11 protein-coding genes and 4 pseudogenes are annotated in these 20575 nt (G+C 61.3%); 8 read left to right on the top strand and 7 right to left on the bottom strand.

Annotated features, from left to right (window positions below; all coding sequences use genetic code 11):
* Window positions 1-365: 365 nt before the first annotated feature.
* Genes ACQR1I_RS31955 through ACQR1I_RS31970 form a run of 4 tightly spaced genes read left to right on the top strand, consistent with a single transcriptional unit; the run spans window position 366 to window position 7932 of the window.
* Window positions 366-1454 (top strand): type IV toxin-antitoxin system AbiEi family antitoxin, encoded by a 1089-nt coding sequence (locus ACQR1I_RS31955; RefSeq protein ID WP_434870248.1) that lies wholly within the window; start codon window positions 366-368, stop codon window positions 1452-1454.
* Window positions 1439-2308, top strand: coding sequence for a hypothetical protein (locus ACQR1I_RS31960; RefSeq protein ID WP_434870249.1), 870 nt, complete (start codon window positions 1439-1441; stop codon window positions 2306-2308). Before ACQR1I_RS31955 ends, ACQR1I_RS31960 begins: the two co-directional genes overlap by 16 nt.
* 13 nt (window positions 2309-2321) lie before the next feature.
* Window positions 2322-3815 carry a protein kinase domain-containing protein gene (locus ACQR1I_RS31965; protein ID WP_434870250.1) on the top strand — a complete coding sequence of 498 codons (1494 nt, stop codon included), beginning with the start codon at window positions 2322-2324 and terminating at the stop codon, window positions 3813-3815.
* 31 nt (window positions 3816-3846) lie between these two features.
* Window positions 3847-7932 (top strand): DEAD/DEAH box helicase, encoded by a 4086-nt coding sequence (locus ACQR1I_RS31970; RefSeq protein WP_434870251.1) that lies wholly within the window; start codon window positions 3847-3849, stop codon window positions 7930-7932.
* On the opposite strand, the pseudogene ACQR1I_RS31975 reads toward ACQR1I_RS31970, so the two are convergent.
* A pseudogene (locus ACQR1I_RS31975) lies at window positions 7922-8230 on the bottom strand (IS3 family transposase); the annotation flags it as partial. The gene ACQR1I_RS31970 and the pseudogene ACQR1I_RS31975 sit on opposite strands and share 11 nt — an antisense overlap.
* Window positions 8231-8546: 316 nt before the next feature.
* On the opposite strand from ACQR1I_RS31975, the pseudogene ACQR1I_RS31980 reads away from it, so the two are divergent.
* Both ACQR1I_RS31980 and ACQR1I_RS31985 read left to right on the top strand, forming a co-directional pair.
* A pseudogene (locus ACQR1I_RS31980) lies at window positions 8547-8654 on the top strand (Arm DNA-binding domain-containing protein); the annotation flags it as partial.
* Window positions 8647-9837, top strand: a complete 1191-nt coding sequence (locus tag ACQR1I_RS31985; RefSeq protein ID WP_434870252.1) for a tyrosine-type recombinase/integrase — start codon at window positions 8647-8649, stop codon at window positions 9835-9837. The pseudogene ACQR1I_RS31980 and the gene ACQR1I_RS31985, both read left to right, overlap by 8 nt.
* 695 nt (window positions 9838-10532) lie before the next feature.
* Here ACQR1I_RS31985 and ACQR1I_RS31990 read toward each other — a convergent pair.
* A complete protein-coding gene (locus tag ACQR1I_RS31990) occupies window positions 10533-10769 on the bottom strand; it encodes a helix-turn-helix transcriptional regulator (RefSeq protein WP_434870288.1) in 237 nt (78 codons plus the stop codon).
* Window positions 10770-10896: 127 nt separating this feature from the next.
* A pseudogene (gene traA, locus ACQR1I_RS31995) lies at window positions 10897-13907 on the bottom strand (Ti-type conjugative transfer relaxase TraA).
* Window positions 13908-14077: 170 nt separating this feature from the next.
* On the opposite strand from traA, the gene ACQR1I_RS32000 reads away from it, so the two are divergent.
* Window positions 14078-14404, top strand: a complete 327-nt coding sequence (locus tag ACQR1I_RS32000; RefSeq protein ID WP_434870253.1) for a conjugal transfer protein TraD — start codon at window positions 14078-14080, stop codon at window positions 14402-14404.
* A gap of 1 nt (window position 14405) precedes the next feature.
* On the top strand, window positions 14406-14630 hold the full coding sequence (locus tag ACQR1I_RS32005) for a conjugal transfer protein TraD (protein WP_434870254.1): 225 nt from the start codon (window positions 14406-14408) through the stop codon (window positions 14628-14630).
* A 297-nt stretch (window positions 14631-14927) separates the two neighbouring features.
* Here the strand turns inward: ACQR1I_RS32005 and ACQR1I_RS32010 are convergent, their stop codons facing one another.
* The 4 genes and pseudogenes from ACQR1I_RS32010 to mdlC all read right to left on the bottom strand — a co-directional run.
* Window positions 14928-16358, bottom strand: a complete 1431-nt coding sequence (locus ACQR1I_RS32010; RefSeq protein ID WP_434888869.1) for an MFS transporter — start codon at window positions 16356-16358, stop codon at window positions 14928-14930.
* A gap of 57 nt (window positions 16359-16415) precedes the next feature.
* Window positions 16416-17399 carry a ketopantoate reductase family protein gene (locus ACQR1I_RS32015; protein WP_434870256.1) on the bottom strand — a complete coding sequence of 328 codons (984 nt, stop codon included), beginning with the start codon at window positions 17397-17399 and terminating at the stop codon, window positions 16416-16418.
* Window positions 17400-17421: 22 nt separating this feature from the next.
* On the bottom strand, window positions 17422-18867 hold the full coding sequence (locus ACQR1I_RS32020) for an aldehyde dehydrogenase (RefSeq protein ID WP_434870289.1): 1446 nt from the start codon (window positions 18865-18867) through the stop codon (window positions 17422-17424).
* A 51-nt stretch (window positions 18868-18918) separates the two neighbouring features.
* Window positions 18919-20514, bottom strand: a pseudogene (gene mdlC / locus ACQR1I_RS32025) (benzoylformate decarboxylase); the annotation flags it as partial.
* Window positions 20515-20575: the final 61 nt, after the last annotated feature.

A 20575-nucleotide genomic window follows, 5' to 3' on the forward strand; every position in this document is an offset into this window, starting at 1 on the left:
GCCGGAGCTGGGCTCGCCGCGCCGCCCGAAAGGGAAGCGAAGCCGGCAGCGGCGGCCGCGCAGGACGGATTTGCCGATCCGGCACCGGTAGGGCGAAGGGAAACCGTTTCCGCCGGTTCTTTGGGTTCCCAGCCTTCGGGCGCGTCCAGCCTGCGGGACCGGGCTCTCGCGAGCCGTCGTCCCAGGCTTCAATCGCGCGGTGGCGGGGAGGGTCTGGGCCTGTGTTGGGGAGTGCGTCTAGAGTTAAGCAAAGTCAATTGGTTACGACTAATTTCATTCAAATATACCATTTCAGCGAATACTGAAAGCGATTAATCCAGTGAAAATGACTTGACTTTTTTCATCGGTATGGCTATTTTCAGCAAATGCTGAAATCATTCTCTGCAGTGAAATTCGAGAAGGAAGCCGCCCGCCGGCTGCAAGCCGTTTTGGCCGACGTCCCGTTCCTCTCCGTGGAGGCCGTCAAGCAGAACGTCATTGACCCTGATCACCGCCGGGAGCTCGACCTGCTCGTTGAGGTCAAGTCGAATGGACGCTCCCAGAAGATCGTTTGCGAGTTCAAGAGCAATGGCCAGCCGCGCATCGTGCGGGCTGCGATTGACCAGCTCCGGCACTACGTAAAGGCCCTCGACAAAGGCGCGTACGGCGTCGTCATCGCGCCCTACCTGTCGCCCGCCGCGCAGGGACTTTGCCGAGAAGAGAATATTGGCTTCCTCGACTTTGAAGGCAATTGCCGTCTGGTCTTCGGGGGCGTGTTCATCGAACGCGCCGTTCCTCTCAAGCCCGCGACGGAGCGCCGCGAAATCAAATCAATCTTTGCACCAAAGTCCGCCCAGATTCTCCGTCTGCTGCTACGCGATCCCAAACGTGCCTGGAAGGTCGCCGAGCTTGCCGAACAAGCTAATGTGAGCCTCGGTCATGTCAGTAATGTCCGCCATGCCTTGATTGACCGCGAATGGGCAAGCACCGACCGCGAAGGGCTTAGCCTCACTAACCCCGACGCGCTGCTCGATAGCTGGCAGGCGGTCTATGAAAAGCCACCGGGCCAGCAGCTTCTCTTTTACACCACCTCACACGGCAGCGCCTTGCAACAACGCCTGCCGGACGTCCTCGAAGAGGCCAACCGCAAGGGCGAGGCCATGCTGGCCTCCTTTTCGGCGGCGCAGTGGCTCGCGCCATACGCCCGTATAAGCACCAACTATTTTTACGCCGACGAGAAGGGCGTCTCGGTACTCAAAGAGCGCCTTGATTTGTCCTCCCCGGCACGCGGTGAGAATGTTACCGTCCTGCAAGTCGAGGACGAGGGACTGTTTCGGGATTCCGTCGAGCCCGCGCCGCATGTCCGGTGCTCGAGCCCCGTCCAGACCTACCTTGACCTTTACGTAGCTGGAGAGCGCGGAAGGGAAGCTGCCGAGCATCTCCGGGAGGAAAAGCTCCAATGGCAAAAGAAGTGAAGCCCGAGCCGCAGTCCGCTGCCGACTACGACGAGCGCACCACGGCGGCCGTGAAATCCGTGCTGGTCGAAATGGGCCAGATCCTTGGCAGCTTCAAGGGCAAGTTCGCGATCATCGGCGGCGCTGTGCCCTGGCTTCTGCTTGAGAGCGAGGACATGGCCCATGTCGGCACGCTCGATATCGACATCGCTCTCGACGCCGCCGCCCTCAAGGACGACGCCGAATACAAGGCGCTCATCGAAAGCCTAATGGAGAACGGCTACGACCAGCGCACCGAGCTCAAGAAGTTCCAGCTGGTGCGACAGGTCGACCCCAACGACGGCGGTCCGCCCATCGACGTGATCGTCGATTTCCTGATGCCGCGCCATGTCGAGCTTACCAAGAACAAGCCGGCCCTCATTGAGAATTTTGCCGTTCAGCGCGCCGACGGCGCCGATCTTGCGCTCCAGTTTTATCAGATGGTAGCGATCGACGGCTCGATGCCCGCGGGCGGCAAGAACCGCGTCGAGATCGCGATCGCCTCGATCCCGGCGCTTCTGGCCATGAAGGGCTATGCCATCCAAAACCGACATAAGCAGAAGGACGCCTACGATATCTATTACTGCATCCGCAGTTACCCCGGCGGGCCGCAGGCGCTCGCCGCGGATTGCAAGCCGCTGCTCGAGTTGGCGGAAGGCAGACAAGGCTACGCACACATCGCCGGGAAGTTCGACAAGGAAGATGCCTACGGCCCAACGTCGGTGCGGAAGTTCGTCGAGGAAACGCATCTCCTCGGAGACCGTACCCCCGATCAATGGCAACAGGACGCTTTCGGACAGGTGCAGGCCTGGCTGAAGGCCTTGGGGCTGGTCTAGCGGGAACAAGCCCATGGCAAAAACAAGGGGCCCTTACGGCGGCCGATGGAAGAGCGGCGACACGCTCGATCAGGGTGGCCAGGCCCAGGTTATCCTCGTCGAAGACCTAATGCGACAATACCAGGGGCCCTGTGCCCTCAAGCGCGTGTTCAACGCCGAGCGCCATGAGCGCTTCCGCGACGAGGTCGAAGCGATCAAGACACTCTCACATCCTAACATCGTGCCGCTGCTCGATCACTCCGCGCTCGATGCCGTTCCCGGTGACGACGCGCGGCAATACCTTGTCATGCCGCGCGCCAAAGGCGGCAACCTAGCCAAAGCCGTGGACCGCTACCGGGGCAGGCTCGACGACGTGTTGACGGTCGCCATCCAGATCGCCCATGGCCTTCAGGCCGCTCACGCGGCCCGCATCATTCACCGCGACGTCAAGCCGGAGAACATCCTCTTTCCCGGCGAGGGGCACGCGATTTGGGTCGCGGATTTCGGTATCTGTCTTATCCAGGCGCGCGAGCAGCGCAACACCCGAGACGGCGAAGTCGTGGGCCCCGCGGTGTTCATGGCGCCGGAACTTGAGGACGGTGGTCAACTGGCCGTCACCCCCGATGCCGACATCTACTCGCTGGGCAAAGTCATCTATTACATGATCACGGGCGGCGTGCGCATGCCGCGTGAGCGTCTGCATGAAGAGGCATACGCCGCGCCCTTTGCGGCAGGCGGCCGGCTGCTCCGGCTAAAGATTCTGCTGAGCCAGATGATCTGCGCCCGTCCCTACCGCATCCAAGCCATGCCTGAGGTCATCCGCAGGCTTGAATCCATTGCCGCCGAGGCCGCTTCCGAGCCGCCCGATGCTTTCAATGCGGCTGCGATCGACCGTCTCAAGCAGGCCGCGCTTGCCGACCGCTCGCGTGTCCAGGATCAAGCGGACGAAGAGGAGCGCCGTCAAGCGTGGTTCAACGATGTCCACATGGACATTCTCGCGTTGGTGCATGGCGAGCTCGCCGCCCATGCGGCGCGGCTGACCGAGCCGGGCCTCATCAAATCCGGCGCGCAGCCTTTCAATCCGCGCGGCGCAACTGTGATGGGCCGGGTCTCAAAATCGCAGGCGCTGGATGGCCATGAGATCACGTTTCAGCACGAGGGCGCGCACGAACGCATCACGGCGCTGCAATTTGCGTTCTACCGCAAAGCCATCGTCGCCCCGGCCGGTCAGTCGCCCAAAGAGCCGGTCGGCATCTGGCTCACGCTTCAGACCCGCGAACCGGACAACCGGCCTGTCCAGCGCTGCCACGCCTTCGTCAATCGAACCCAGCAGGGTCGGGGCCGCTTTGCTTACGCCATCGCCACCGAGCCCGCACGATTTGAGCTTGATATTTCCGAGTGGCCAGACAAGGCCGATGATTTGCGGACCTTCGTGCAGAACGCGCTTGAGGCCTTCCCCGAGCTGATCCGAGGCGGCCTGCAGCAGTTTGTTATGTTTGAACTCAACAATAAACCACGACGGCGTTGAGCTTGCGCCAGCTGAGAAACATCCTGCAAGAATGACAAGTGCTACGGGGGCGAAGACTGCGAAACCGAAAAATGTAAGCAAGGCGGAGAAGAATGCCCTGCTTACAAAAACCGTTGTCATTGACAGCAATTCGGTCGGTAGCCGGTGGACTGTGCAGGACCTTAATCGTCTTGCACGTCTGATCGCGCTTATCGCCATGGGTCAAGCATTGCATGCGGCGAAGATCATCGAAGACCTCTCGCCGACCTCGTCTGCCATCACTGCCGCCAGTTTGACCGAAGCGGCTAGAAGGCAGCTTCGAATTACCGGCAAGACCGACGATCAAAAAGATGCGTCACGGTGGCGTCGGGATGGGTTTCTTTTTGAAGCGATCTCCTGGATTGCGGCTCGTCAAGGCGGAAAGTCGCGGGTTTACATGAAAGATCCACACATCAAATCGACGACCCAGGGCATCGACGGTTTGATGATTGAATTGGCGGCTTCCGCGCCTGAAATTACTTCTGCAACGATTTTCGAAGACAAATGCTCTGAAAATCCGAGAGCCATCTTTCGTCAAGACGTGATGAAAGCATTCGGTGATCATCACAAGAATCTTCGCGGCCCGGAACTTGTGTCCGGCGCGTCCGCATTGATCGAGAAAAGCGGTATTGACGGGACAGCGGCTGTTCAGGCCGCTTCGCGCGTGCTCGACCTTGCGTATCGCCGTTACCGGGCATCGCTTGCAGTAAATAACGAGTATGATTCTGAAAAGGGGCGAGTTGCTCTATTTAAAGGCTACGATAAGCTCAATGGTATTACCGCGCAGCAGCGAATTGGTGCAACCTTCGTCATAGACGGAGACTTACGAGATTGGTTTGATAGTCTTGCCAAGCGAGCCATGACAGCTTTGGATGAGATGCAAAGGAGGGCAGCGGTGTTTGATCCCGTCACCTCCGCGATGCTGCGCTCGGCACCGAGCCTGCCTGATCTCGACTCGCAGGACCTGCCCCGGAGGCTTACTCGCCACTACGCCCAATTGATGTCTCAGCGCTTACGGGGCGGAGGTGGGAGCGAGCCAAGCGGCACGGACGAATGGCCCCTTGAAAGGATAGCGGACACATATGAGCTAATCACATCTGTACACGACGATGCGAGCATTCGCCGTGCATCCGCATTCGTTGCCGGAACGGCGCAGCAGATACTTGCTCGGAAACCGCCTCCGGAAGAGACAACACTGAGGCCGTTTGTCGATCGCGATCAAGTGGACCCGACTATTGCAGCGGCATTGCTGTTTCTTGCGGCCGAACAATACGCAGACGCTTACGAAGCAGCGACACTGATCGGAAATGAGCCGCGAGATCAGCTCTACGAAGCAAGAATTCTTGCCGACAACGTCCGGGATTTGGCTCGCGGCGATTTGAACGCAATCATCGCTCGCGCCTCGCGCTGGCGTCGGCCGGATAGTATCACGATAGAGCTTCAGCGGAAAGCCTTGAGAGTCTTGCTGGAAGCTCTCATTGCTGGAATCGAGCTGCTTGCGTCACAGCTACTTTCGGTGCCGGTGCCCGATGCCACCGGCGGCCGTTTTGACAGCGCGGAGGAAGCGTTCCGCAGGGTCCTTAGGCTATCGTCACGCTCGGCCGAAGGCGATGAGATGATGGCAGGTGAGCTGTTCACGACTTATGCCGGTCCACGTCATCTTGCTTCTTTGCTCTTGTCCGCATCCGACGGTGTGAGCGAGGCGGCGCTGACCAAGCTCAAGCCGCCGGGAGGCGCCGACACCAAATTTTGGAAGAAGTGGCTCCGGCACCGAGCCGACAGCGCTCCGTATGTCTGGCCCAATCACCGCGAGGCGATCAACAAGAACTTCTACGAGAGCGGCAGGTCAGCGGTTGTCGTGCTACCGACCGGTGCAGGCAAAACCACGGTGTCCTCTTTGAAGATCGCCGGAACTCTTGCTAAGAAGAAGAAGGTAGTGTTCCTTGCGCCCACACATGCGTTAGCCGAGCAATTGACGCGTGATTTGCAATCAATGTTTCCGAAGGATTTGCTTGGTTCGGTTGTTTCGAGCGATTTCGATTTGCTGATGCTGTCAGATGCGCAGCTCAAGGAAATCGAAGTCATGACTCCCGAGCGCTGTCTCGCGATGTTATCCTTCGCTTCCAGTGCGTTTGACGAAGTCGGTCTTCTCGTCTTCGACGAGTGCCATCTTCTAAGCCCGCAATCGGGAAAAATCCGAAGGGCGCTGGACAGCATGCTATGCGTCCTGGCCTTCAATCATGTCGTGCCCCAAGCTGACTTTCTATTTCTGTCGGCGATGCTGAAGAACGCCGCGGAATTTGGGGATTGGATAGCTGAACTGACCACAAGAAACTGCGTGCATGTCGACCTGCTTTGGAAGCCAAGCCGACAAGCGCGCGGCGTCGTGATCTATCAAGACGAGGAGCTTGTTAGCATTGAGAAGGAAGCCCTGAAAGCGCAGGCGGCTGGCGACAAGCATGCTGGCAAGCGCGCCAAGGGCCTGCGCACCGCGGCCACCGGCAAGCTGACGGTACAGCCCATGGCCATCTGGGGTTTACAGCACAACTGGCTCGTTGAAAAAAAGGCATATTGCTCGTTCACGCCGCTGCTGAACTCGCCCGTGCGATTGAGCGGAGAGCTCTCCTATGGCCGCATCCGCCTAAAGCCAAACTCTAACAGCGTCGCTGCGGCAATCGCGGCGGACGCCGCCCGCAATGGTCTGAAGACAATCGTATTCGTAAACACCAAGCACGATGCGGTTTCTACTGCTTCAGACGTCGCGACTACATTGGGAAACACCATCTCACCGACTGCGGAGGAGCAGGCACTGTGGGATGCTATCACGTTGGAGCTCGGCGACATAAAGCATTCACTTCTCAATGGTGCAGCGGCCGCCGTTCCGCATAATGCATCGATGCTTCGTCTCGAGCGAGAGCTAGCTGAAGGGATGTTTCGCCGAGCCGACGGCGCGACCGTCATAGTTGCCACGCCAACGCTTGCTCAAGGACTGAACCTTCCGGCTCAGCTGGCCATTCTGGCTGGTGACAAGCGGGCATCGGAAGAGAAGGGCCGGGAAAATTTGGAAGCGCACGAGATTCTCAATGCTGCGGCAAGAGCGGGCCGTGCCGGGCACTTAGCAAACGGTGTCGTCTTGCTGATACCGGAGCCGATAATCGCCTTCACTAAGGGAAGGAACCTGAAGAAGGACGTGATCGAAAAACTGCGGGCGGTGCTGCCGGAGAACGATCGCTGCGTGACCATCTCAGACCCACTGGAAGTGGTGCTAGATCGTCTCGCGAACGGAGAAACATTGGACCGTGATGTTCTCTATACGATTAACCGTATGGCTCTATTGCGGGAAGCGGACGGCGAGGATCACGAACCGTCGATGTTTGATTTCAATCGATCGCTCGCAGCCTATGCTGCCCGCAAGGCCACCGAAGAACAGGAGTTCGATGATAAGGTAGCGTTGATGAAGAAGGCTATCGAAGAGGATGTGGAGGACGGCACTGATGCGGCGGTGTTCGCCCTCGCGTCAAAGAGCGGCCTCCCAACAGATGTCTTGGTGCGGCTGAGAAAACGTATCACCGATCAGGTAGGTGACTTGCCAACGTCCATTTGTAAATGGATCGTTTGGGTTTTCACTTGGCTGAAGGAAGACGAAGAGGCTCGCGCATTGCTGCTTACTGACGTGGCTGGAGCTGCGAGAGCCGCTACGGGACGTAAGAAGGCAGGCCCTGTCGACGAGGACGTGCTCGCGGAGGTCCGGCAAGCAATCACCGGCTGGGTGAGAGGTAAGACCGTTGCTGAAATTGAAGCCACATTGGGAGGTGATCCGGAAAGTTCTTCCGCGACGGCCCGGACATGCCCTCGCTCTCGCGAGTTGATTGGATCCGTTATTCCGCGGGCAATATCGTTTGTTCTTAGTATCGTTTCGTACACGGTGCTGGATCTTGATCCATTTTGCGACCAGGACGACCTGGAGCGTGAAGTCGTTGAAAGTCTTTCTACAGCAGTTCGACTAGGCTTCGATGATGTCGAAAAGCTAAAGTTTGCCGCCGAACGCCCTGAAATTTTGGGGCGCGTCCAAGCTCATCTAGCTTGGTCTAGCCGATAGTCGAGTGCCTGCGGTCGTGTTGTAAAACCTCTCGATGTGACCGACACATCGGGCGCGCCTCGTCTCTGGTCCTGTAGGTTTTGCGTTCCGTCCGTTCGGTCTTGAGCGGAAAAAAATCGTCTATTCGCAGCATTGTACCAGACGATGCCGGAACGGTCATGCTGCAGGATGCCATGGAAATGGTGCAACAATGCATCCGGCTTGCCCCCCGGTGCCAGACCGCCATCAGCAGCGCATCCGCCACGAACTGAGCCGTCATCGTGGCGTTCATTGACCACCTCACTACCCTGCCTGAGAACCGTTGATCACCTCGGCCGCTGTTATCGCCGGGGGCGGTAAGGGTGACGCCGAATTTTATATCGAAATCTCAATGACATAAGAGTTCGCAGTTTTATTCTGAATGGCGCACCATCAGCCTTTCCGGCCCCGTTCTTTCTAGTCCGCGCCGGTTCGCCGCTCAGCTAGATTCGCCATAAAATCAGACACTTCGGCGTCTATAAGAGCCCGATACGGTTCGCGGCCGTTCGCTGGCATCCAGCTCTTTTGGGTACACTGTAGGTACACTGAATGGGCCGGGTACACTGGAGCGGCTCGCTATTGCGAGGGCGCCTCCCATGGACGAACTGAGCGATACGAAGATCCGCAACGCGGCGCCTTTGGCCAAGGAATACGCGATGGCAGACGGCCAGGGTCTGAGCGTCGTGGTTCGACCCAATGGGACCAAGCTCTGGGCTTTTCCGCTACCGCTTCGGTGGGAAGCGCAAGAACATGTCTTTCGGCACCTTCCCAACGGTCGGGCTCAAGGCCGCGCGCGAAAAGCGTCATGAAGCCGAAAGGCTGCTTGACCAAGGTTCGGATCCCGTCGCGGTGCGCGAGGCCCACAGGCAGGAGGGCGAGAAGCTGAAGCACACCTTCCAGGCCGTCGGCGAGGAATGGGTGAAGGCGAAGCTTGAAAAGGAAAACAAGGCAAAGGCAACGATCAAGCGGGAGCGGTGGAATCTGGATCAGCTCTATCGCGAACTCGGTGATCGTCCGCTTGCCGAGATCGCGCCGCCGGAGTTGCTCACAGCCTTGCGCCGCGTTGAGGCCCGCGGCCGTTTCTACTCCGTGGGACGTCTGCGATCGACAGCCTCGCGTGTGTTTCAGTTCGGCGTGGGCGCCTCGTATTGCAGCAGCGATCCTACGCGTGACTTGAAGCACGCGCTGACCAAGGCACCCAAGGGCAGGCCGCGTCCCGCGCTAACCGATCCCGAAGACGTCGGCGACCTGATGCGCCGGATCGAGGTCTATGACGCCAAAAATGGGGGGCTGGTCCGGTACGCGCTCAAGCTGATTGCTTTGACCATGGTCCGGCCAGGTGAGTTGCGGCTGTCCGAGTGGACGGAGTTTGACGCGAAGAATTGCATCTGGGTGATCCCCGCTGAGAAGATGAAGATGTGCGACGATCACGAAGTGCCGCTCTCGCGCCAGGCGCTGGCTATTTTGGCCGAGCTAATGCCGCTGACGGGACGCGGCCGCTATTTGTTTTCGCATGACGACGATGTGCCGATGTCCGACAACACGATCAACAAGGCGCTGCGGATCATGGGTTACGACACAGGGCCCGATGGCGACCACTGCGCGCACGGCTTCCGATCAAGCGCCTCGACCTTGCTCGATGAAGAAGGCGCATTCGACGGCGATGTGGTCGAAGCTCAACTCGCCCACGAAACGGACGAAAAGAAGAGGCGGCGCCGCGACGAGGTCGTGCGGCGCCAGCTTGCAAAGGGTGACAAGAACAAGATCCGCGGCATCTACAACCGCGCAGCCTATTGGAGCGAGCGCGTGCGCTTGGTGCAGCATTGGGCCGATCGCCTCGATCGCTTGCGCGAGAGAGCTGCCGAGCCGCTACGCAAATCGGCCTAGATCATAGCTCGCGATTCAACGCGCGGCAACGAGGCGTGATACTCATCGATGCTGTCGAGATCGAGGAGTGTCTTCCCTCCCATTTTGTAGGCCCGGATCTGCTCTCGCGCGATCAACTGGTAGGCCTTTGTCTTACCGAATTTGCCGTAGTTGCAGCCGTCCTTGAACTCGACGAGACGGCGCTGCTTGAGTTCGTTGTTCTTACATTGCTCAAGTTTAGCACCAGGCGCGCAGGTAGGACCCTGCAGCCTTGGCTGCTCTGGCTCCGAGCTCGGAGACTTCGATCAATATAGTCAGGACGCCGCAGTTCGCAGATGGAAGGGTCCCGTACAAGCGATGCGAGCTTCGGATACCGCGGCGCAGAATTGGTCAGGTCGGAAACGTCGGCTCAAACACCGATGGCAGCATCTAAGCGTGTTCGACTCCTGCACTCCGTGTCGAGACGCAGGCTGTGGAACAGTAGGCTGGTGTTTCGAGCAAAGCTTACGTCAAATTCGGCTCGGTGGCTGTCCGGCCTAGCACCATCTAGCAACCACAGGCGAGCGAAGCATAGCGTCGAAAAAGCGCGGACACCTGATCTGCGCGTCGCAGTACGGCTCGGTCGGCGCGCCCGTGAACTCCGACACCGCAGTTGCGGGTTGGGTACGGCCGCGGAGGACCACCGGATCACGCTGGCCCCGGCCATTTCATGTTCCTCACGACCTCGAGCCTCTGGTCGTAGCCGAGCTGGGGAAGCGATCTTCGGTTCGCCATCCGACCGGATCCGCCATCCAGCGGCTGACCTCGGATTCATGCCAACCCGTTCCGTTGCTGCTGATCTTGAGCTGGGCCGGGAACGTGCCCTCGGCGATCTTGCGATAGATGGTGGACCGGGACAGCCCGGTCCTGGCGACGACGGTTTTCAACCTGATGATACGGTCCGGCTCGCGCATGGCCATGATGCCCTTCGCTGGTTGCTCCTGATGTTTGGTGAGACCAGAGAGGCCATCAGGTGCAGGCGGACAATAGGAGTTCGCGCGTTGAGCGGTGTGGCGTAGCGCCGGCGGCAAACGGGATGGGTCAAATTCCAAGGCCTCGGCCTCTGCCGAGATCGATGCCATGGACGAAGGCCAGATCCTGGCCGAGCCGTCGGCCTGATTCGAATCCGATGCCGAGATCGTTCTTGCGGCCGGCGAGGATGGCTTCCAATTGCGGGTCGCGTTCGAGGCTATTCGCCATGTCGCCCATCGCCGAGCGCGTGGCCTTGTAGCCGGACAAGTCGCTCGCCTGATACAGGCGCCGACCGGTCTGGTCGAGCTTCTGCCAGCGCTCGACGAAGCGGTCGGCGCGGCGGCTCGGATCGGTACGCAGTTCGCTTTCGAGCTGGAGCGCGCGCACAGCCCGGCTGACCTGACCACCGGCCGCCTCGCGAGCCAGCTCCGGGTTCTTCCTATAAACGGCCTCGGCGTCGTGCGAGCCAAAGGGGCGCACCTCCTCGAAGGCTCGACGCGCCTCTTGCAGCTCTTTGACCTGCTCGCGGCTCGCTGTGCCGCCCGTCTCCCGCGCTGCGAAGGTCGCATCTACCGCGCGGGCATGGCGCACCAGCGCCCGTGTCCGGATGCGACCCGCGTCCGCTTCGAGATCTTGCGCCACGTTCCTTGCCGGGACTTCGGCTCCGCGCCGCTCTGCCGCTCTGCCGCTGGACCGCTGCTTTCCCTTTCCGGCGTCGCCTGTTCCGGCCTCCGCCCGCTATCCGGTCCGGCCACGTCGGCCGGAGAGCGCAGGCCGTCGAACATCTCGCGCAGCTTCTCCGGCATCATCTTGCGCGCGATCTCGGCCACGCGCTCGCGGAAGGTGATCCCACGCCGTTCGGCGTAGCTCTGGACCGGATCGGCACGGTCGTAATCCGAGGCCATGTCCTTGGCGCGACCGCGCGACAGCGTGCGAGTCAGCCGATCCGCATTGGCAAAATCGTCACGGCCAAAATGCAGGTCGACACCGTCGCGATGCCGCGGCAGCGCGACATAGCTGCTGTGGGCGTCCATGCCCGGCGTTGCCAGGACGAGGACCCGGTCAACCGTCATTCCCTGCGCCTTGTGGATCGTCGCGGCATAGCCGTGGTCGATCCGGTTGTAATCCTTGAACTCGAAGCGAACGGACCTGCCATCGTCGGTCTGTACGGTCATGGATTGCGCGCTGACCTCCTCGATCGCCCCGAGCGTGCCGTTCTTCACGCCAAGCCCGCGCTCGTTCTGCAGGAACATGACGCGATCGCCGCTGGCAAAGCTTCTCACGCCTCGCTCGGCCGTCACACGCACCTCCTCGCCGAGATCGCCGGCGGCTCGCATCCGTTCGCGCGCCGCCTCGTTCAGGATGCGGACCTCGTCATTGGTGTGGGTGAGGATGATCCGGCTCCGATCCGGGGATGCCTGCCGATCTCGATCCCAGCGCTCGATCAGATCGCCGCGCGCCTGCTCGCGGGTCTCGCCTTCATGCACCATGCCGTGGGAGCGGTAGGCCTCTAGCGCATGGCCCACTTTGCCGGCCGCCAGCTCGCGCGTGGCATCGCGCTGCCAGTCCTGGCGTTGACGGCGCACGTCGCCGATTTCCGTCCCGCCATGACGCTCATGGATCGACCGGAATGCCGCCCCCGCTTCGATGGCCTGCAGTTGTTGCGGATCTCCGACCAGCACCACCTTGGCGCCAGCATCCGCAGCATGCGACAGCACACGCTCGAGCTGCCGCGTACCGACCATGCCGGCTTCGTCGATCACAAGCACATCGCTCGATCTGAGCAGATCGCGGCCTTGTTCCCAGCTATGCTCCAGGCTGGCGATGGTGCGCGACGCAATGCCCGATCCGCTCTCGAGGTTTTCCACGGCGATGCCGGACAGCGCCACGCCCCGAACCTCGAAGCAAGCCGCTTCCCACGCCTCCCGCGCCACGCCCAACATCGCACTCTTTCCCGTGCCGGCATGGCCGACCACGACGCTGAGATCGTGTCGATCCGTGACGTGCGCCAGCGCTTCTGCCTGCTCACCAGAAAGCACCAGGCCGCTTGCTGCGGCTCGCGCCAAAGCGGAGGTCCGGTCCGAAGCTCGAACCTCATGGCGCTCCCGCTCCGACATGCGTTCAGCAGCCCGGTACAGACGCTGTTCTGCCTCGATCATTCCGCGGGTGGTGAACCGATCCTCGCCGCGGGAGTCCTTGCCGAGTTCGAACAGATCGGGCGCTCCCTGCATCGCGCCCATGACCTGGTTGAACTGGTCGAGCCCCTCACTGTGCCGGTGCGCGAACCTCGCCATATCGCGGCGCGTGAAAGTCGATTGCTGCAGGGTGATCGCGTCCAGTCCAAGCGAGGGATAGGCGATGATCCGCGCGCCGTTGTTACGCGCGATCTCGCGGTGCATCTGGGCACGGTCGGCCTCGCTCCCTCCGCCTGCGACGCCCAGACCCTCAATGCGTTTGGCTGGCGCGCCGATCTGGCTTTGCGGTTCGAGCGCAATGCCTTGAGCTTCCAGACTGCGATGATCGATCCGCGCGTCGATGTCGAGCTCAGCCAGCCGCTCGTTAGCGAGAGCCGCCCAGCGTTCGCGCCAGCGCTCGACCATCTCGGTGCGATTCCAACCCCGCTCCTTTTGACCAAAACCGTTCTCATCGACCGAGCGCATGGTCAGCATGACATGGGCGTGCGGCTTGGGCATGCCGTCCTCAGCCATATCCCAATGCACATTAAGATCGGCCACCATGCCCAGACCGACGAACTCGCCTTGCACGAAGTCGCGCGCAAGCTTGATGCCCTGCGCCTCACTCATCTCGCGCGGAAGGGCGAACTCGACCTCCCGGGCCAGCTGTGCATCCTTGCGGATCTCGAACGCCTCTACATCGTTCCAGAGTCGCTCGTGGTCGCCCCACGCCTCCGGCGCATTCTCCGGCAGCATCACCTCGGAATGAACGACGCCGCGCTTTCCAGAAAAATCCTGATCACGGCCGAGCCGCTCATCGCGAAGCCGCGAGCCGGAGCGGTATGCAGCTGAAGCCACCCCGGCCTTCCGGCCAATGACCTTGACGTGAAGATGATAGATCGCCATCGCGATCAGATCACTGGCACAGCGAAGCGCACGTTGGAACGACGTATAAGCGCGCCCTCCCTCGAAAAAATGTCGGGAGGGATCGCACCGTCCCAGGCCGTCCTGACGACCTTACAGCATTGTGCCGCTCGCTACGCTATCAATTCTCCATCGCAATCATGGAGACCACGATGCGCAAACCTCGGGACTTTGATGCGGACCTGAACGCACTTGAAGATAAGGCGCGCGCGCTGAAAACCCGCAAGGTGCGTCAGCTCGGCGAATTGGTCATCACCACTGGAGCTGACACGCTCACCGTTGAAGAATTGGCGGGTGCGCTGATTGTGCTGGCTGAGACGAAAGAGACCGGGAAGAGGGAGGCATGGGCCAAGCGCGGGGCCACGTTCTTTCAAAGCCGGTCGCGGCAAAATGCTCCAGCAGCTCACCGCAACGTGGATGGCGCTCCGGCGCAACCAATCGTCACTCAACCGGGATCAGGCCGCAAGGGCTCGGCATGACATGCGGTTCTGGCAAGTCGAGCGTCGCAAGCGCACGAGGCATCTCATCGAGCTCGGCGGCCTCCTTGTCAAAGCCGGTGTGGTGGACCTGACTGGCGATGACCGCGCGACGATCCTCGGTGCGCTACTCTGGATATCGGACACGCTCCGAAGCGACCGAAGCGAGCGAGCGCGGGTGCTCTGGGCCGAGAAGGGAAAGCAGGCTTTAAGGTCAACAACCCAATAGGGGTGCTACGCAGGATCAGGAGCCAGGTGCGTTGTCTCGATCTTCGCCGCGAGAAGGCATCATATCGGATCTCGGCCTTGGAACGAGCAGCGACCAACCTAAACATCGACATGATACGCTAACGCCAAAGCGCCGATGTAAAGTGGCGACAAAAATAAGGTACCCTGGGCTTATGGCTCCCACCTCGGTGGAGAGCCGCAGTGACGCGGCGAGCATATTGTTGGTTACATCAGTCTGATCGCTTAGGTCGGGAGCGGCGCGGTACGCCCGCCGCCGCTCCATGGATCTGTGGTCTCGTCATGTTGCGCGCGCCGGGATGTGGCGTCGAATGACAGCGAGCGAGAAGGCGAGACCTGTCATGGCGATGCCGAGCATCACGAGATAGCCGTCCTTGCCGCCCGCCGTGATCACGGTTGCACCAGCGAACGCACTGAGGATGGCTCCGAGCCGGCCAAAGGCGAGAGCAGAGGCTGTGCCCGTGGCCCGGACCGTCGTCGGGTAGACGTGGGCGCACACGGCATACATGGTCGACTGCACGGCGTTGGCGAAGAAGCCCTGCAAGCCGAAGCCGGCGATCAGCAACCCCGTCTGCAGTGCGATATTCACGGTGGTCAGATAGAACGCTGTGGCTGCGCCAAGCAGACTGCACAGCAGGAGCGGCCAACGCGATCCGTATCGCGCGATGGCTACGGCACAGGTCAACGCTCCGATGACGCCGCCGAAATTATAGGCCGTCAGACCCGAACTGGCGATCGCGACGTCGAGTCCCTCGGACGTCAGCATGGTCGGTAGCCATGTGAACGCGCTGTAAACGGCAAGAAGGTTTAGAAAGAACGCGCACCAGAGAGCGATCGTATCGCGGGCGCGCCCCTTCTCGAACAAGGCAGGAAAGCCTTCGCTTTTCTCGATCCGCTGCTCGCTGATATCCGTGAATGCGCAATTCGTCGCAACCGGGCGCGACATGCGACCGACGAGCCGGCTCAACTCGGCCCAACGCGCCGGCCGGCGCACGAGGAAGCGCGGCGTTTCCGGGAGCGTAAAGAGCAGGGCGGCGCCCAGAATGACCGCCAGGCTTCCGCCAAGGAAGAAGAGGGCACGCCAGCCGAGGTGCGGGAGGACCACGCCGGCGAACAGGCCGGCCAACATTCCTCCAAGCGGGACGCAGACGATCGTTGCGGTGATGGCCAGCGTTCGCCGCCTTGCCGGGGTAAATTCGGCTGCGATGGTCGTGGAACTCGGCAAGGCTCCGCCGATGCCGAGGCCCGCAACGAAACGCAGCACGCCGATGTGCCAGAGATTTGCGGCGAAGCCGATGCAGCAGGTGGCGAGCCCGAAAATCAACACGCTCACGATCACGGCCCAGCGCCGGCCGAACCGATCAGCGAAGAGCCCGGCAAGCGCACTCCCGATGCCCATTCCGACCAGACCGGCCGCAAGTGCCGGAGCAAAGTCGCTTCGGGTAACGCCCCACTCCTTGATGAGGACGGGGACGGCGAAGCCGATCAACTGTCCGTCGAAGCCATCCATGATGATCGACAAAGCGGCGATGACGACGACCAGCTTCTGCATCGGGGCCCAAGGGCCCTCGTCGAGCAACCGACCAATGTCGAGTGCAGCAGTCGGGTCTGAGCCGCCGCTGTTCGCGCCGTCGGATAGATGCGTTGATTCGGAATCCGACGGTGCGGCATGCCGATTCCATGCGCGGTCATTCGGGGGCGACCCGGCCATGCTGTTTCCTCCTTGCGATCTGCGTCGAGCCGACTGCGGCGCCAGCCCGTTCTTCTTCTATGCCGATTGTGCTGAGCCCATGCTGTTCACACGACCCTCGCTTCCGGTCTTCAAATCGATGTGCCGGATCAGCGTCAGGACTGTCTCGTTCATCGGCACAGGCATGCTGCGCGTCTTGGCGTGCCTCACGACGGCACCGCAGATGGATTCGATTTCGGTCGGCCTTCCAGCGAGTACGTCCTGCAGCATCGACGGCTTGTGATGGGTGTGATGCTGCATTGCTGACGCCAAGGTCGTCTCGACATTGGCTGCATTGACCGGGAAGCCGCAAGCTACTGCCGTGTTGCAGACTTCGCCTGCAATCGTGAACGCCAGATTTCGCGTCTCGGGGTCGGCACCGATCTGGCCGACAGTCGATCGCGTGATCGCGCAGAGCGTATTGAGTGCCGCGTTGAACGCGACCTTCTCCCAGATGGCGGTTTCGGCGTGAGGATCTACCAGTGCATTCAGTCCTCCACGCCCAAACAAGTCGGGTAGCATCGGCAGGATCGGCGGAGTACCTTTCGCAATGGCCGCGATGCGAGCGACGCCGTTTCCGTGCGACTCGACCTGACCCGGCCCGACGAGATCGGCAGGATAAGTGGTGACGCCGACCAGTATGTTTTCCGCGGGGGCGAACCCGCTCAGCGCAAGCTTGTTATCAAGCCCGTTCTGAAGGCTCAGCAACACCGTGTCAGGGCCAATGCAGCTTCGGACGGCCGAAAGAGCGGCAGTTGTGTGCATGGCTTTGGTGAAGACGATCACGAGGTCGAACGTCCCTTTCGCCTCGGGAGGGAAAAGCGCGTTCAGGTGGATGTGTCTCTTGCCCGAGTCGGTGCTCAGCGCCAGTCCATGCTGGCGGATGGCTTCGACATGTGGCGCATTGACGTCGATCAGGGTGACGTCTGATCCTCCCTCGGCCAGAGAGCCGCCGAAGAACGATCCCATGGCGCCGGCGCCGAGTATGGCGATGCGCAGGCGTTGTCCGTTGTGAGCTGACATTTGGAGCTCCACTTGACGAGCTTCAGAACGGATAGTGGCGTTCAGCCGTCTGCATGGTCACCCAGCGGAGATCCGTGAACTCGGCGATGCCGGCCTTGCCTCCGAAGCGTCCGTAGCCGCTGTCCTTCACGCCCCCAAAAGGCATTTGCGCTTCGTCGTGGACGGTCGCGCCGTTGATGTGGCAGATGCCGGACCGGACGCGTGCGGCGACACGCATGCCTCGCGCGGCGTCCTTGGTGAAAACTGCAGACGACAAGCCATAGGCATTGTCGTTGGCGCAGGCGATTGCGGCTTCCTCGCCTTTGACGCGGACGATCGGCTTCACTGGTCCGAAGGATTCTTCACTGTAGATGCTCATACTGCTCGTGACATTGTCGATCAGCGTGGCCGGCATCAGCGTGGTTTCGGACTTCCCCCCACAGATCAGCGTCGCCCCCTTCGCGAGTGCGTCGTCGATCAGTGAGCGGCGCACCGTGGCCATATCGACTACGGAGCCCAGGACGACTGGACCTTTCCTTGGATCGCCCAACGGCAGCTTGGACGCCTTGTCCGCAAGGCGACGGACGAACTCATTCGCAATGGCTTCGTCAACGATGATCCGTTCCGTGGACATGCAGATCTGCCCAGAGTTCGCGAACGCTCCGAAAGCCGCAGCGTTGACGGCAGCGTCGACATCCGCATCGTCCAGGACAATGATCGGAGCCTTGCCGCCGAGTTCGAGAACCGCAGGCTTGAGGTACTTCGCGCAAGTCGAGGCGATGATCTTGCCGACGCGGGTCGATCCGGTGAAATTGACACGGCGAACGGCCGGATGAGCGATCATGGCTTCGACGACGGGGCCGGCATCCTCGGGCGCATTGGTCAGATAGTTGACGACTCCCGGCGGGAAACCGGCCTGTTTGAACGCCTCGACGATCAGACCGTGCGTCGCGGGGCAAAGCTCCGATCCTTTGAGGACCACCGTGTTGCCGCAGGCGAGCGGCAGCGCGATGGCGCGCACGCCGAGGATGACCGGCGCATTCCAGGGCGCCATGCCGACCACCACACCGGCAGGCTGACGGAGCGCCATGGATAGGTTGCCCGGTACGTCCGAGGGAATGATTTCGCCGTTGATCTGGGTAGTCATCGCAGCGGCTTCGAGCAACATGCCTGCGGCGAGGTGCACGTTGAACCCAGACCAGAGGCCGGAACTGCCCGTTTCCGCGGCCATCGCGGCAGCGAATGCTTCAGCTTTCGCCTCGAGCGCGTGTGCAGCCTTGGTGAGCAAGGTCCGTCGTTCTGATGGCCCGGTTGCCGCCCATCCCGGGAAGGCGGTCGCTGCAGCTTCGACAGCCTCGATCGCATCGTCCTTCGACGCCGCGGGGGCCCTGGTCGCGACCGTTCCGTCGAGCGGGTTCAGCCGCTCGAAGGTCGCGCCGTGGGCGGCTGTGCGCGCATCGCCACCGATGAGCATGGAAATCGCGTTCATCTCTTGCTCTCTATCGTTTTGGACTTTGGGTGAAACTCTGTCTTCGACCTCGACCTCGATCAGCATCGGGCCCTTGGACAAGAACCCTCTGCTCAAGGCCTCGCGGAGTGCTTCCGCGTCGGCCGCACGGATGGCAGAGCAGCTCAGGCCCTTTGCGATCGACACGAAATCCAGTCCAGGGAGGTCGGTCCCCTGCACGGTCTCCTGCGAGCCGAACCCGAAGAGGGGAGCGAAGTCCTGCAAGGCGGCGTAACGGCGATTGTTGAGTATGACGAACGTGATGGGGAGGGCGAGTTGAGCGGCGCTCCAGATCGATTGAATCGAGTAGAGGCTCGATCCGTCGCCCATCAGGCTGATCACGCGACGGCCCGGCTTTCCCAGCGCCACGCCCACGGCCGCCGGCATGCCGTAACCGAGGCCGCCACTGTCCATGGTGTAGAAGCTTTCGCTTCGCTTGATCGGCAAGTGCGCCTGCATCACGGGTCTCGCGCCCGGCGCTTCCTCGACGACGATACTGTCTGCTGGGCGCATGTCGGCGAGGGTCTGCATGACGTAGGCTGTGGACAGGGGCTTGGACGGCTGCACTCTTGGCGTCATGGCACGGATCGGCGGGGCGCTACGTACCGGCGGGGCCGTGCTTGCAAGCAGGTCGATGAGGCCGAGCCGTATGCTACCGATCGCGGCCGTTCCCTCCGGCGTCCATGCGGCTGTCTGAGGATCGTCCGTCAACTGACAAAGTCGGGCACCGGAAGGCAGATGAGGACCGTGACCCTCGACGTGATAGGAGAAGGCGGGCGCGCCGATCGCCAAAACGAGGTCGTGGCCCTGGAGCCGCTCGACGATCTTCTCCCGGATTGCGGGCAGGAATCCGGCGAACAGACGATGATCCTCCGGAAAGCTGCAGCGGCCTGACATGGGTGCAACGAACACCCGCGCATTGTGCGCCTCGGCGAGCCGGCAGGCCTCGTCGAACGCTCCGTCGCGATCGACGGCGGCTCCGACGACGAAAGCCGGTTGCTTCGAGCGGTCCAGGGCGTGCCTGATTTGCTGGAGAATGATGGGGTCGGGTCGGACCTGTTGGCTCACCGCGCGCGTCGGCAGATATTCGGCCGAACGATCCCAATCGTCCACTGGCACAGAGACCAGCACGGGACCGCAAGGCTGCGTCATCGCGATGTAATAGGCGCGCGCGATGGCGTGTGGCACGTCTTCCGCGCGCGCGGGTTCGACGCTCCATTTCACATACGGCTTCGGAAGCTCGGTGGCTTCGCGCGAAGCCAGGAACGGATCGAAGGGAAGGATCGAGCGGGCCTGCTGTCCCGCCGTGATGACGAGCGGCGTGCGGTTCTTGAATGCGGTGAAGATGTTTCCCATCGCATTGCCGACGCCCGCCGCCGAATGCAGGTTCACGAAAGCTGCATTGCGCGTGGCCTGTGCAAATCCGTCGGCCATGCCGACGACGACGGCTTCCTGAAGACCAAGAATGTAGCGGAAGTCATCGGGGAAATTCCGAAACAGAGGCAGTTCGGTGGACCCAGGATTGGCGAAGATCGACGTCATCCTGAACCGACGCAGCAGGTCCATGACGGAATCGCGAACCGTCGGCGCGCTTACGCGTCGCAATTCCTGCGCATCGACAATGCCCATCGCTTCCTCCTGCCGTGGATTTCTATCGATCCAGCCTCAGGCTAAGGCAGCCAAGCGCTTG

This window comes from Bradyrhizobium sp. HKCCYLS2038, from assembly GCF_051167655.1.
GTDB lineage: Bacteria > Pseudomonadota > Alphaproteobacteria > Rhizobiales > Xanthobacteraceae > Bradyrhizobium.

Excerpts from the sequence above, each read along its gene's own strand:
- ACQR1I_RS31970 (WP_434870251.1), top strand. The coding sequence starts at position 3,847 with ATGACAAGTGCTACGGGGGCGAAGACTGCGAAACCGAAAAATGTAAGC.
- ACQR1I_RS31990 (WP_434870288.1), bottom strand. The coding sequence starts at position 10,769 with ATGCGCGAGCCGGACCGTATCATCAGGTTGAAAACCGTCGTCGCCAGG.
- ACQR1I_RS31965 (WP_434870250.1), top strand. The coding sequence starts at position 2,322 with ATGGCAAAAACAAGGGGCCCTTACGGCGGCCGATGGAAGAGCGGCGAC.
- ACQR1I_RS32000 (WP_434870253.1), top strand. The coding sequence starts at position 14,078 with ATGCGCAAACCTCGGGACTTTGATGCGGACCTGAACGCACTTGAAGAT.
- ACQR1I_RS31985 (WP_434870252.1), top strand. The coding sequence starts at position 8,647 with ATGGGACCAAGCTCTGGGCTTTTCCGCTACCGCTTCGGTGGGAAGCGC.
- ACQR1I_RS32005 (WP_434870254.1), top strand. The coding sequence starts at position 14,406 with ATGCGGTTCTGGCAAGTCGAGCGTCGCAAGCGCACGAGGCATCTCATC.
- ACQR1I_RS31960 (WP_434870249.1), top strand. The coding sequence starts at position 1,439 with ATGGCAAAAGAAGTGAAGCCCGAGCCGCAGTCCGCTGCCGACTACGAC.
- ACQR1I_RS32010 (WP_434888869.1), bottom strand. The coding sequence starts at position 16,358 with ATGGCCGGGTCGCCCCCGAATGACCGCGCATGGAATCGGCATGCCGCA.
- ACQR1I_RS32020 (WP_434870289.1), bottom strand. The coding sequence starts at position 18,867 with ATGAACGCGATTTCCATGCTCATCGGTGGCGATGCGCGCACAGCCGCC.
- ACQR1I_RS31955 (WP_434870248.1), top strand. The coding sequence starts at position 366 with ATGCTGAAATCATTCTCTGCAGTGAAATTCGAGAAGGAAGCCGCCCGC.
- ACQR1I_RS32015 (WP_434870256.1), bottom strand. The coding sequence starts at position 17,399 with ATGTCAGCTCACAACGGACAACGCCTGCGCATCGCCATACTCGGCGCC.